Annotated in this window: 11 protein-coding genes; 2 read left to right on the top strand and 9 right to left on the bottom strand. The window is 52.7% G+C overall.

The window, feature by feature from the left end:
• Positions 1 to 873: sorbosone dehydrogenase family protein (locus D6694_09060; GenBank protein ID RMH41330.1), on the top strand; the 873-nt coding region annotated here is incomplete at its 5' end.
• Here D6694_09060 and trpA read toward each other — a convergent pair.
• The 9 genes from trpA to fadI form a co-directional block, all read right to left on the bottom strand.
• Positions 861 to 1,661: a tryptophan synthase subunit alpha gene (trpA, locus tag D6694_09055; GenBank protein RMH41329.1), complete on the bottom strand. Its 801-nt coding sequence runs from the start codon at positions 1,659 to 1,661 to the stop codon at positions 861 to 863. The genes D6694_09060 and trpA overlap by 13 nt on opposite strands.
• Positions 1,633 to 2,841, bottom strand: a complete 1,209-nt coding sequence (gene trpB / locus D6694_09050; GenBank protein RMH41328.1) for a tryptophan synthase subunit beta — start codon at positions 2,839 to 2,841, stop codon at positions 1,633 to 1,635. Before trpB ends, trpA begins: the two co-directional genes overlap by 29 nt.
• A gap of 4 nt (positions 2,842 to 2,845) precedes the next feature.
• Positions 2,846 to 4,216 (bottom strand): bifunctional indole-3-glycerol-phosphate synthase TrpC/phosphoribosylanthranilate isomerase TrpF, encoded by a 1,371-nt coding sequence (gene trpF / locus D6694_09045; protein ID RMH41327.1) that lies wholly within the window; start codon positions 4,214 to 4,216, stop codon positions 2,846 to 2,848.
• Positions 4,213 to 5,238 carry an anthranilate phosphoribosyltransferase gene (gene trpD, locus D6694_09040; protein ID RMH41326.1) on the bottom strand — a complete coding sequence of 342 codons (1,026 nt, stop codon included), beginning with the start codon at positions 5,236 to 5,238 and terminating at the stop codon, positions 4,213 to 4,215. The genes trpF and trpD overlap by 4 nt, the downstream gene beginning before the upstream one ends.
• Positions 5,231 to 5,821, bottom strand: a complete 591-nt coding sequence (locus tag D6694_09035; protein RMH41325.1) for an aminodeoxychorismate/anthranilate synthase component II — start codon at positions 5,819 to 5,821, stop codon at positions 5,231 to 5,233. Before D6694_09035 ends, trpD begins: the two co-directional genes overlap by 8 nt.
• The gene (locus tag D6694_09030; GenBank protein RMH41324.1) at positions 5,818 to 7,368 is read right to left on the bottom strand and encodes an anthranilate synthase component 1; all 1,551 of its coding nucleotides are present in this window, start codon (positions 7,366 to 7,368) and stop codon (positions 5,818 to 5,820) included. Before D6694_09030 ends, D6694_09035 begins: the two co-directional genes overlap by 4 nt.
• Complete coding sequence (aroF, locus tag D6694_09025; GenBank protein ID RMH41323.1) at positions 7,368 to 8,381, bottom strand: 3-deoxy-7-phosphoheptulonate synthase; 1,014 nt, start codon at positions 8,379 to 8,381, stop codon at positions 7,368 to 7,370. The genes D6694_09030 and aroF overlap by 1 nt, the downstream gene beginning before the upstream one ends.
• A gap of 315 nt (positions 8,382 to 8,696) precedes the next feature.
• Positions 8,697 to 10,850 (bottom strand): fatty acid oxidation complex subunit alpha FadJ, encoded by a 2,154-nt coding sequence (gene fadJ, locus D6694_09020; GenBank protein RMH41322.1) that lies wholly within the window; start codon positions 10,848 to 10,850, stop codon positions 8,697 to 8,699.
• Positions 10,850 to 12,235 carry an acetyl-CoA C-acyltransferase FadI gene (fadI, locus tag D6694_09015; protein RMH41321.1) on the bottom strand — a complete coding sequence of 462 codons (1,386 nt, stop codon included), beginning with the start codon at positions 12,233 to 12,235 and terminating at the stop codon, positions 10,850 to 10,852. The genes fadJ and fadI overlap by 1 nt, the downstream gene beginning before the upstream one ends.
• Positions 12,236 to 12,383: 148 nt before the next feature.
• Here fadI and D6694_09010 point away from each other — a divergent pair.
• Positions 12,384 to 12,506, top strand: a 123-nt coding sequence (locus D6694_09010; protein ID RMH41320.1) for a 3-hydroxyacyl-CoA dehydrogenase, incomplete at its 3' end; no start/stop codon positions are given.

Genomic DNA, 12,506 nt, shown 5'->3' with positions numbered 1-12,506 from the left:
CGCAAGCAGTTGGTCGCTGAAAATCTGGATATGCCCAATGGCATTGCTGTGTGCGGCACTTCGCTTTATGTCGTCACCAACCAAAGCATTCTTCGATTTCCTATTCAAGCGCCATTTCAGGGCACACGCATCTATCATGGGCTGCCAGCCAAGCGCCACCATGGCTGGCGCTATGCGGTGTGCGATGGCCAGCAATCTTTGATCATAAGCATCGGTGTTCCATGCAATATCTGCCAAGTTGACGAAGAACAATTCGGCATTTTGACTCGGTTTCACTTGGCAACAAGACAATTTGAGGTGCTTGCGGCGGGCATCCGAAACGCCGTCGGGATGGCTTGGGATCCAAAACGTCAATTTCTGTGGTTTACCGACAATGGTCGAGACTGGCTCGGCGATGACTTGCCGCCGGATGAACTCAATCGATTGCCCATGCAGAAATCCGAGCTGTCCGGCGGCGTTCCGCACTATGGCTTTCCATACCTACATGGTCGCTCGACAATCGATCCCATTTTTGGCAAACAACGACCCAAAGACCTTACCATTCATCCTCCTGTGTGGGAGTTTGCAGCCCATGTTGCCCCGCTTGGGTTGACCTTTGTCCACGATAAGGATTGGCGAAGCGAGGTTGGCGACTTGTTGATCGCTCAACACGGCTCCTGGAACCGGAGCCAAAAGATCGGCTATCGTGTCGTTGCATTGCGCTTAAATGGTGATGCCGTCATTGGCCAGACAATGTTCCTTGATGGATTCCTCGACACATCGGGGCAAGTGAGAGGCCGACCTGTCGATGTCGTGTTCCTTAAAAATGGCACCCTGCTCGTCTCCGACGATGCCAATGGTGCCATCTACTCGGTGATGCGTCAGTCCCGCTGAGACCTGACAACTGCCTGAGCAAGTGCTTGCATGAGTGTTTGGCACTCGACCACATCGTCAGCTAACTGGTGTTTGACAAGTGCTGTGCCCACCACAACGCCATCAAACCCCATTTCGGCGGCCTGTCGAGCGGCCTCAGGACCGTCTATCCCAAAACCAATGACAATGGGAACGTCGATATAGCGTCTTATCCGCGTAAAATCAAAACGGGACAGCGCCGGACGAAGATCCGTTCCGGTCACCCCGGGACGACTGACCATATAGACGAAGGCATTCGAGTGGTGGCCAATTGCACTAAGCCGCTCAGAATCACAGTCACTGGTGGCGATGTAGATGGGTGAAATTCCGAACTTTTGGGCAGCCGCCTCAAACGCCTTTCCCATATGCACAGGCACGTCTGCAATCAGGACTGAATCAACGCCACTTTTTTGTGCGTTCTGATAGAACGCATCAATGCCGCCCGCGACCACAAGATTGGCATAGACCAACAGGCCGATGGGTATACTAGGATGTCTGGCGCGTACCTTGTCAATGAGCGAAAAGGCGCGTCTGATAGTGATGCCTTGTGCCAGCGCCTGTGCACTGGCTTTTTGAATGACAGGACCGTCCGCCACCGGGTCGCTAAACGGAATGCCAAGCTCAAGCGCATCGGCACCATTGTCGATAAGCATGTCGATCCAGCGGATAAAACTTTCATCGCCATTCAGTCCGATGACGGCAAACGGGATAAGTGCCGAACGTCCGCGCTTGCGGGCCTCGTCAAATCGCTGAGCATATCGGTGATTCATTGCTTTTGCGCTCCAACAAAGTAAATACTTGGGTTAAATCCTTATCACCTCGGCCAGATAAATTGACCAGAAAAATTTTGTTTTCTTGCTGCTGGCATTGTTGTTCGACCCATGCCAGCGCATGCGAGGATTCCAAGGCCGGAATAATCCCTTCTTGTTGTGAGACCGAACAAAATGCCCGCAAGGCCTCTTGATCCGTCACCGACACATAGTCCGCCCGGCCGGTTGCGGCCAAATGAACGTGCTCTGGCCCCACAGCCGGATAATCAAGACCGGCGGAAATAGAATGCGACGGCTGGATCTGGCCGTCGGCATTGCTCATGACCATAGTCCTTGCACCGTGAAGAATGCCGACTTGGCCAGCACAAATCGTTGCACCATGTCTGCCAGTCGCCACACCAAGCCCACCGGCCTCTACGCCGACAAGCGCGACGTCGTCGTTTAAAAAAGCATGAAACAGCCCGATGGCATTCGATCCCCCACCCACGCAAGCCACACAAACGTCCGGTAATCGCCCTATGCGCTCCTGTATTTGCGCACGCGCCTCGATTCCAATCACTTTTTGAAACTCTCGTACCATCACCGGATACGGGTGTGGCCCTGCTGCTGTGCCAAGTAAATAATGCGCCTCGGCATAACTTCCTGCCCAATCTCTTAGTGCTTCATTCACGGCTTCCTTCAATGTGCCAGAGTCCCCGCCCACTGGTGACACCTTCGCGCCAAGCAACTTCATACGTTGCACATTGGCATACTGACGCTCATAATCCAGCCGACCCATATAAATGTGAGCCTTGAGTTTGAGCTTCGCGGCGACCATGGCCACGGCCACGCCATGCTGCCCGGCGCCGGTTTCTGCAATAATGCGTTGCTTGCCCAACCGTTTGGCTAATAACGCTTGGGCCAGCACTTGATTAGTCTTGTGTGCGCCGCCGTGAAGCAAGTCTTCGCGTTTGAGAAAGACCCGGTTGCCTCGCGTTCGCCCAAACGATTGGCATTCATATAACGGGGTTGGTCTTCCGGCATAATGCGTCAATAACTGATTGAGCTCTGAGTGGAAATCTGCGTCGTTGATGGCGTGTTCAAACGCCTCGGTCAGCGATTGCAACGCCGGAATGAGAATTTCCGGGACAAATTGCCCACCAAATTCACCAAAAAAAGCCGAGAATAGCCTGTTGTTCATTGACCTACTCCTCTGGAAATCTTGTCAGTCTGTCAAAAAAATCCCGAATCTTGCTTGGGCACTTTTGGCCTGGCGCGTGCTCAAGCTTCGAGTTGGCATCTAACATGCCGTGAAAGTGCTCGCGGAACGTCACGACATTATCGGGCCCAATCCCCCCGGCTAATATCCATTTATGATGTGATTTGGTGGGCAACCTTGGCAGCGCGTCGAAACTTCTACCATTTCCACCGAGTTTTTCTCCGATGGGCTCGATAAGGTACCGGTCTGCCGCAATATCGGGCATCGCCACGTCATCCTGATCAATTTGCAGTGCGCGCCAAACTTCCGTGCTTTCAGGGAGCCAATCGCGCAGCTGTTTGATTCGGTCAACGGTCCATGTTTCCCCGTGCAATTGCACGGCATCCAGTCCCACCACTTGTGATACTTTTGCCACCTGCTCAATGGATGCGTGTGCGAAAACTCCGGCCCAGCGCAGCTCTGGCACATCTTCTTTGAGGCACGTGGCGTATTCTGGTGTGATCTGGCGGGGAGAATCGGTGAAAATCAAGCCACCCCACGAAGCCCCAGCGGCATACACGAGGTGCGCAACTTCCGGTTCGTTGATACCACAAACCTTCACCTCGCCAAACACAACACGACGAACCGCTTCGGAAACGCGCTTTGTTGCCAAGGCGGTCCCAATCAAAAATGCATCAGGTCTCCGCTGACACCGACCATATTGGCGCCAATCGTGTACTTCGCGTATCCCTGATTCAACGACTGCAACACGATCTGCGGGTATGCGATCGATATACTTTAGGGACTTTTTAGAATTGACAGATAAATCATTGAAGTTGCGATTATTTAACCCAATGATTGGTGCGCCAAGTTTGATGGCGCGTGCCAGTGTTTCGTCATCGTCTGCCTCCGTCAGCGTCTCCATCCCCAATTGCCTTGCATAACGATGTAGGGCTTGCCACTTTGCATCATCCAGTATTCGTAGCATGAGCAAAATGGCATCTGCCCCTGAACGTGCCGCCAATGCCACTTGCTTTCGACTAATAAAAAAGTCCTTAGCTAGGATCGGACCGTCGTAAACAGATCTCACTTCGGCGATATGGTCAAAACTCCCCCCAAAAAAGCGGGCATCCGTTAACACCGAAATCGCGTCAGCAAAAGGCATAAGTTGGCTGGCATGACGGCTTGGCGAATAGTTATCAATCAAATTGCCGCGGGATGGTGAACAACTTTTGCACTCCAAAATGAACGCCGGTTTTTGGGACGTCAATCGACGCGCTAGAGAACGTGTCTCAGTCCGAGGTCGAACGTCCGGCATTTCGGGCATCGACTCGATCTCTCGCTGTTTGTGGCGAACTATCTCTTCTAGAATGCTCATTGCACTGCTTCCTTCTGGCAATCTTCTTGTATTCGAGAAAGCTTTTGAAACGCCATGTCGGTCTCAAGCACATCCATCGCGGCACGTATACCCTCTTTGAGATTGTTCGATCGACCAGCCACCCATAACAAGGCACCGGCATTGAGCCCCACCATCGCTTTTTGCGCGGCGGTTCCTTTGCCTTGCAAGATACTCGTTAAAATTTGCGCATTCGTATTGGCATCTGCGCCGCTTAAGGATTCAAGTGAAGAGACGCGACAGCCAACGTCCTTTGGTCGAATCGTGCACATTTCGAGCTTGCCATCGATGACCAGACAAGCCTCATTGGCCTTGACAGGATTAAGTTCATCAAGTCCGGCACCGTGCACCACCAACGCCCGCTGCACGCCTTGCGCTTGCAATACCTCAGCCACCGGCTTGATAAGTTCGCTTCGATACACCCCGACCAATTGATAGACAGGGCGTAACGGATTGACCAAGGGGCCGATGGCATTGAAAATGGTTTTGACGCGCAGCGCTCTGCGTATTGGCGCCACGCTGGCCAAAATGGGATGAAAATCCGGGGCGTGCAGAAAGGCCAGTTGATGCCTCTGTAACCGTTGTTGCGCATCAGAAATAGTGTGCGCTGTGGTCACACCCAATGCCCTTAAGACATCACTCGATCCGCAGCGACTGGAAACACCAGTACTACCATGCTTACCGACCACTACCCCCAACGTGGCGGCAACGAAGGCAGTTGCCGTCGACACATTGATAAGTCCGGCACCATCACCACCGGTGCCACAGCAATCAGCCACCGACAATGTCACGTCTTGCGACGGCGTTGTATGCCGTAAAATCGTCTCAACGAAGGCTTGCAAGGTTGAGGGTTCAAGACCGCGCGTTCTCAGACTGCCAAGCAGCGCAGCAATCTGGTAGTCGGACATTTTCCCGCTGAGCACATCGCCGGCGAGTCTTTCCCATTCTTTTGAAGACAGCTGCAGCCCATCCAGTACGCGTTCAAATGGTTCAATCTTACTCATGACTGGTCTCTCCCCAAAAACGTAAAAATTGTTGAAGTACTGCTGTGCCCTGCTCGGTCAGAATCGATTCCGGGTGAAATTGCAGCCCAAGCATTTTTCTTCGTTCATCTATGATCGCCATTGGATATCCGTCACTTTCAGCAATCTCGAGAAACCCCTGCGGCATTCTGGAGATCACAAGTGAGTGATACCGTGCCACGCGCATTTCTTTCGGTAGTGGTTTTGAAAACGGATGCGCGCGCCAGACCATGGGCGTTGATTTGCCGTGCATAGGCATGCCACTGGCACCAACCAGTCCTCCAAAATTCACCGCCATGGCCTGCATGCCCAAACAAACGCCCAACATTGGATATGTCCCGGCAAATTGGCGCATGAGTGCCAGTGTCAACCCACTCTGTTCCGGTCGTCCTGGCCCAGGTGAATATACGATCGCGCTGACTGAAGTTGTTCGGAGCCAAGTCACCACGTGATGAACGTTCACATCATTGGCCACCACCGTGACGTTGCAGCCCAACCGTTCAAATTCAGCTTTTAGGTTGAAAACAAAAGAATCTTTGTTGTTGATGAGCAGAATATGGTTCATAGCGCGACCCCCAACGCGGAAAGCACAGCGGATGCCTTGATGCGTGTTTCTTCCGCTTCATGGCGTGGATCGGAGTCAAGCACGATCCCTGCCCCGGCCATCACACGCGCTTTGCCCTGGTTGACTTCAGCCGAACGAATCACAATGGCAGTGTCTAGCTCACCGGCTAGATTGATGTGCCCGACTGCACCGCCATAGAACCCCCGGGAGTGCTGTTCGTATTGGTAGATTAATTCCAAGGCTCTCGGTTTCGGCGCTCCAATCAAGGTGCCCATATGCATGGTTGCTTCAAAAGCAGCCAAAGCGTCGAAGGGAGGCGCAAGCGTGGCTTCGACCTCACTGACCAGGTGCATTACCTTCGAATAGCGATCAACATCGAGCAATCGGATAACACGCCTGTTAGAACCCCTTGCTACCCGCGCCAGATCATTGCGAGCCAAGTCCACCAGCATCAAGTGCTCGGCCTGTTCCTTGGCATCTGTGCGCAGCGCACATTCCCGGCGTTCGTCAAGCTCGCTGTCTAGAACACCATTCACCAAGCCCCGGGCGCGCGTGCCGGCAATCGGGTAAAGCCGTGCCTTCCACCCCTGTGATGTCATTTCGACCTTGAGCGCACGCTCTGGCGAAGCGCCAAATAGCACACGTCCATCTTGCTGAATAAAGAATTGATAAGGGCTTGGATTTTGTTGGCACAATCGTTGATAAGCCAAATAGGGGTTTGGACATTCGGTCTCAAAGGCGCGAGCCAAAACAATTTGAAACACCTCGCCCGCGCGCAAAGACCTTTTGGCTCGAGTCACCATCTGGCCATACTGCTCGTCATCCATTGACAAGGCCAGTGATGGTGTGGCTGTGAAGTCGCGTGCCTTATCATTTTCTGGTGCCTGTTTGGCTCGGACATTCACAACCAGATTGTGAATCTGCGCCAAGACAGCCGAGGCGGCAAGCGCATCGCCGTGATGGAAGGTGCCTTCGTTTTCGAAATTCAAAACTGTCTGGCGAAGTTCAGCGCGGCCAGCGATATGATTCACATGAAGACAAAAGCGATAGAGCGTCAAGTCCAGCAGAGGCACGTCATTATCAGATGGCAAAGCGATACGGTGGGCCTGTGCGGCCAAATCGAAGGCAAATGCGCCAACAAAGTAGCAATGCCTCATATCCTGCTGTTTTCCACGAAAGCACCGCATCAGTCGGCGCAACGGACCAAACAGCGGTGACTGCGCAAGGCGCTCTGCTTCATCGATTACATCATTGGCAACTCCTGTGTCCGGTTTGGTGACCAAGCGTAGCTTTTCGGTCAATTGGCGACCTAATGGATCGTGTCCTATCAAGGTATAACCGTCATTGGTCAACCGAACACTCAGCACCGGTTCGAAAAACAACATGGACTGTTGCTTTTGGTCGCTGCCAGGCTCGCCACTTTCCAACAGAACAAACGGTCGTTCCTCGTCCGCCTGCGTTTGTGCCAATCGCTGCAACATGAGCGGATGATAAGAAGCGTCCAGTTGGACAGGCAGACGCTGTAATTCGACACCAATACTCACCATCACCGCGACCTCCCAACCGCATTGGCGACAGCGTCGACACGCGCCATCAGCGAGGCAAAGACGTCAAAAGAAAGCTGTTGTGAAGCATCAGAAAGCGCGCTGGATGGCTCAGGGTGCACCTCAATCAACAAACCATCCGCCCCTGCGGCCACAGCCGCACACGCCATCGGAGTCACCATATCGGCTCGTCCCGTACCATGGCTGGGGTCGACAAACACAGGTAAGTGCGAGCGTTGTTTTAACCAGACAACCGCGTTCAAATCCAAGACATTCCGGTACGCCTTCTCGAAGGTTCGAATCCCGCGTTCGCACAAGACAACATTGGGATTGCCCTGCGAGACGATATATTCAGCAGCGAGCAGGAATTCTTCCAGTGTGGCGGATAACCCACGTTTGAGCAGCACTGGTCGATCAATCTCACCCACCGCTTTGAGCAACTCAAAATTTTGCATATTACGCGCGCCGATCTGGACCATGTCGACAACACTCAGGCTTTTTTCGAGCTGCTCCACAGACATCACTTCCGTCACGGCAGGCAAGCCAGTGACTTCACGGACTGCGGCAATAAGCTCAAGGCCCGTATCACCCAGTCCCTGAAAGCTGTAAGGACTGGTCCGTGGTTTATAAGCACCAGCGCGAAATGCCACCGCCCCCTGCTCTTTGACCGCCGTCACAGTGTTTAACAATTGATCATGACTTTCGACGGAACAGGGTCCGGCAATGATGGTGATGTTTTGTCCACCAATGCCCTGCGAGCCGAGCATGATTTCCGTGTTGTGTGGGTGAAATTCACGACTGACTTGTTTGTAGGGTGTGAGCACCGGTTTCACGTCATCGACAAATGGAAAGGCCTTGAAATCGATCGACGACAGCTTTCGCTCGTCACCGAGTGCACCAATGACAACACGTTCGACGCCCGGCAAATACAATGGTTTCAGTCCCTGTTTTTCAATGATCTGGACAATCTTTTTGGCATCGGATTTAAGAGCGTTTGGCTTCAACACAATGATCATTCATTACCTCCTTATCTGGAAAATAAAAAACCCGCATAAAGCGGGTTTATCGGAGCACAAGCCAGCTGGCAGCCGATGAACCCGCCATCGCCTGTGCCACCACCACAATTTGTTTTTCGCATTTCGTATCGTCATGCTTTCCTCACCCCATAAAAAAAAGCCCGCAATATTGATTGCGGGCCTTCTGAAATCGACGTTAATTTACGTCAACGCACAAAAAGACCCGCATCTCGGTGCCACCACCAAGATTGTGCGAACCAGATGTGAGCGTTAAACGTATTCATGGCATCATCATGAACCAGTCAACTGGCGATGTCAATCGTTAAAAAATGTGCCTTGCTGCTCAGCCAAACGCAGCAAACCAGGCGCAGGCGTGAAGCGTTCGCCAAACTTTGACTCATAGTGGCGGAGTTTATCAACAATGGTTTGAGCGCCAACATTGTCGACATAACGGAACGGGCCACCTAAGAACGGCGGGAAACCGAGCCCGAACACGGCACCAATGTCGCCATCGCGGGCACTGCGCAGTATGCCTTCATCAAGACACCTGACCGCTTCGTTGACCATCAAAAGCACGCATCGCTCCGCGATTTCGTTCAGATTATCCACTTGTTTGGGTGTCACACCGAGTGTTTGATAAATTGTCTCGTCGACCGGACGATTGCCTCGGTAATTTTGGTCATATTTATAAAAGCCTTGACCATTTTTTCTGCCTTTTCGTCCGGACTCAATCAACTTGGCAAAAGCTGGCGGTGGGGCCATACGGTCCCCGAAGGCCTGATGAAGCACGGGCGCAATTTTGGTTCCAACATCAATCCCAACTTCGTCCAACAGTCGCAGGGGCCCCACTGGGAACCCAAAGGTTTCCAACGCCTTATCAATTGCTTCTACTGGACAGCCTTCTCCAACCAAATAGCCTGCTTCTGCCACGTAGGGCGCAAGAATGCGCGAGGTGTAAAATCCGGGGCCATCGTTGACCACAATGACATGTTTGCCTTGCTTTTTGCCAAATTCCACACAGGTCGCCACCACCCAATCGGCGGTTTTATCCGTCCTAACAATTTCGAGCAAAGGCATCTTTTCAACCGGCGAAAAATAATGCAGCCCAATGACACGCTCAGGGTGCTTCGCTTCTGCGGCAATTTCGCCTATAGGAATCGATGAGGTATTGCTCGCAAAAATTACTTCTTTGCGCGACAGTTGTTCAATGTCGGCGAGCATTTGACGTTTCAGATCCAAGTCTTCAAATACCGCCTCAATGACCAAATCTGCCTCAGCAAAGCCTGAATAGTCAGTACAGCCGGTGAGACGCGCCATCGTCCGGCTGAACTCAAGTGGCGACAACCGTTTCTGCTTACGCCATTTTGACAAACGCTGCCAGCTATAGTTGAGCGCATGGTTAACACCGGTTTCGTCGCGGTCTTTGATACGCACCGGAAGCCCCGCTTTTGCGGCCGTGACAAATGCGATACCCGCACCCATCAAGCCGCCGCCAAGCACACCAACTTTTTCAATCGGCCGAGTCGTGGTTTTTTTGTCAACACCAGTGTCCTTTTTCAGGGCAGTGGTGGCGAAAAACAACGTCATCAGGTGGCGCGCCACACTCGACACCACAAGCTCACCAAACGACCGTGCTTCCGCCGCAAAACCAGCCTCCATCCCTTTCTCGATGCCCGTTTCAACGGCTTCGATAATGGCGTCTGGCGCGGGATAATGCCCTTTTGTCTTGCGGCGTGTTTGTTTGCGCACCTGATCAAACAGCACTTGGCGACCAAGCGGGTTATCTTCAAGTAGCAGTCGTTTGATCCCCCCAAAACTCAGCGTAGGTGTCTTTCGGGTCAGCTTACCCGCCCGCAGTGAATCAATCAGGGCGCGCGCCGCTTTCATCAGGTTGGCGCGCGGCACGACTTCATCTATCAATCCATATTTTTTTGCCCGTCGTGCGTCCAGCTGTTGTCCGGTGAGCATCAACGTCAGTGCGCGTTCAATGCCAACCAATCTCGGCAATCGTTGGGTGCCACCACCGGCTGGCAACACACCCAGTTGTACCTCTGGCAAGCCTATCTTTGTGCTCCGGTCGTCCGTTGCGACACGCCCATGGCAGGCGAGCGCCAGTTCGTAACCACCGCCAAGACAGGGGCCATGAATCGCCGCCACCACTGGGACTGGCAACGCCTCAAGGCGTTTGAAGGCCGCTTGTGCCATTTTGGAAATATGTTCGGCGTCTGCGGCGGTTTTCGCCGCCTGCAACATACGAATGTCTGCGCCAGCGACGAAGCCATTCTCCTTACCACTGGTCACAATGACGCCAATCACGTCATCCGATTGCTCAATGGACCCAATCACCGATTCAATTTGCTCGGCAAATTCAAGTTTTAAGGTATTCTGAGCCTCCCCGGGCACATCAATCGTGACGATGGCAATGCCATCTTGGATATCAAGTCGAAATGCTGATTGCTGTTCGCTCATTATTCTACCTCCACAATCATGGCCGCGCCCAAACCACCGGCAGCACAGGCTGTCACAAGGCCAAGGCCACCGCCCCTGCGTTTGAGTTCTCGCATAGTCTGCACAATTTGCCGCGTGCCAGTTGCGGCGAACGGATGGCCATAGGCAATCGAACCCCCAAGCACGTTAAAACGCGCCATATCAATTTCGCCAATGGCCGATCGGCGTCCAAGCTTTTCCTGAGCGAACTGTTTAGACCCAAACGCTTGAATGTTGCACAGGGTTTGCGCCGCGAAGGCTTCATGCATGTCGATGAGATCCAGATCTTTCAATTTGAGTTTAAGGGCGTCGAGCACCTTCGGTGTCGCATAACTGGGCCCCATCAGCATATCACGCGTGGCATCAATGGCGGCAAAGGCATAGCCCTTGATAAAACCCAGTGGTGTATAACCCAGTGCCTTGGCCACATCTTCACGCATCAAGACCACAGCCGACGCGCCGTCGGTCAGCGGCGTGCTATTTGCCGCCGTGACTGTGCCGTATTTTCGGTCGAATACTGGTTTGAGCCGATCATAATTTTCGCGCCGGCTGTCAAAACGAACATTATTATCAACTTCAAATGACTGCTGATACGGCGGCACATGCGCAATCATCACCTCATCGCGCAGCCAGCCTTCTTGCCATGCTTTGGCGGCGAGTGTATGGGAGCGATGCGCAAAATCATCCTGATCTTTACGCGAAATGCCATGGTCTCTCGCCATTTGTTCTGCCGCTTCTCCCATGGTCATTTGCGTCGAAAACTCTTTGACCGCCGGCGGCACCGGTTTTAAGTGGCGCAACCGCACCTTGAACAGTAATTTCAGGCGATCTGCGATGGATTTTGCCTTCGGCAATCTGACCAATATTTTCATAAGTTCCGGCGTCGTTTGAATCGGCACATAGGAAGACGAATCTGCGCCACCCGCAATGCCGGCCTTAATATGCCCTAAGGTAATCGCATCGAACACATTCGCAACGCTCTGGTAACTAGTGGCACAGGCACGCGATACCGAATAGGCATCAATATGGTCAGGCAGCCCCAAACCAAGCACGATTTCTCGAGCAATATTGGGCGCCTGTGGCAACGCTAACACCGAACCAAACACAAGTTGCTCAATTTCGGCTAACGGCAATTCAAACCGCTTCACCAACTCGTTCACGACCAGCCGCCCTAATGCCACAACGTCCAAATCAGCATAAGCTGTCAACTGCCGTGCAAAAGGTGTTCGCAGGCCAGCCACAACCGCAATTCGGCTCGATTTTGTGCTTGTCCGGCGCGTAGGCGACTTCGTTCGAGATGTTTTTGTCGCCGTCTTTGACGTACTTGTTTGTGTTGTTTTCTTTCCGCGTGATGTTGTCTCAGCCATCAGACACCTCGGCGATTGAATGGAGCACTTGCCTGATAATAACGCCGTTTTGCCAATTTTCAAACAAATGTTTAAAAATATCGACTGACATCATAAAAGCGAGAATATAGAATGCTCTCCCAAGTTTTATAATTCGAGGCCAAAAAAGATGGATTTTGCACGTGTCAAAGCCGTTGTGACCGGTGGCGCATCCGGTCTTGGACGCGGCGTTGTTGAGACCATTGCGCGCGCAAATGGCAAAGTTTTCGTGTTGGATATCAATCAGGACGCT

This window comes from Gammaproteobacteria bacterium, from assembly GCA_003696665.1.
Taxonomy (GTDB): Bacteria; Pseudomonadota; Gammaproteobacteria; order Enterobacterales.
This window is presented reverse-complemented; position numbering and strand designations above follow the sequence as displayed.

Bases quoted from the DNA above. Each gene is read 5' to 3' on its own strand.
- D6694_09030 (RMH41324.1), bottom strand. From the start codon at position 7,368: ATGGTGAGTATTGGTGTCGAATTACAGCGTCTGCCTGTCCAACTGGAC.
- trpD (RMH41326.1), bottom strand. From the start codon at position 5,238: ATGAGTAAGATTGAACCATTTGAACGCGTACTGGATGGGCTGCAGCTG.
- trpB (RMH41328.1), bottom strand. From the start codon at position 2,841: ATGAACAACAGGCTATTCTCGGCTTTTTTTGGTGAATTTGGTGGGCAA.
- fadI (RMH41321.1), bottom strand. From the start codon at position 12,235: ATGGCTGAGACAACATCACGCGGAAAGAAAACAACACAAACAAGTACG.
- D6694_09035 (RMH41325.1), bottom strand. From the start codon at position 5,821: ATGAACCATATTCTGCTCATCAACAACAAAGATTCTTTTGTTTTCAAC.
- trpA (RMH41329.1), bottom strand. From the start codon at position 1,661: ATGAATCACCGATATGCTCAGCGATTTGACGAGGCCCGCAAGCGCGGA.
- fadJ (RMH41322.1), bottom strand. From the start codon at position 10,850: ATGAGCGAACAGCAATCAGCATTTCGACTTGATATCCAAGATGGCATT.
- trpF (RMH41327.1), bottom strand. From the start codon at position 4,216: ATGAGCATTCTAGAAGAGATAGTTCGCCACAAACAGCGAGAGATCGAG.
- aroF (RMH41323.1), bottom strand. From the start codon at position 8,381: ATGATCATTGTGTTGAAGCCAAACGCTCTTAAATCCGATGCCAAAAAG.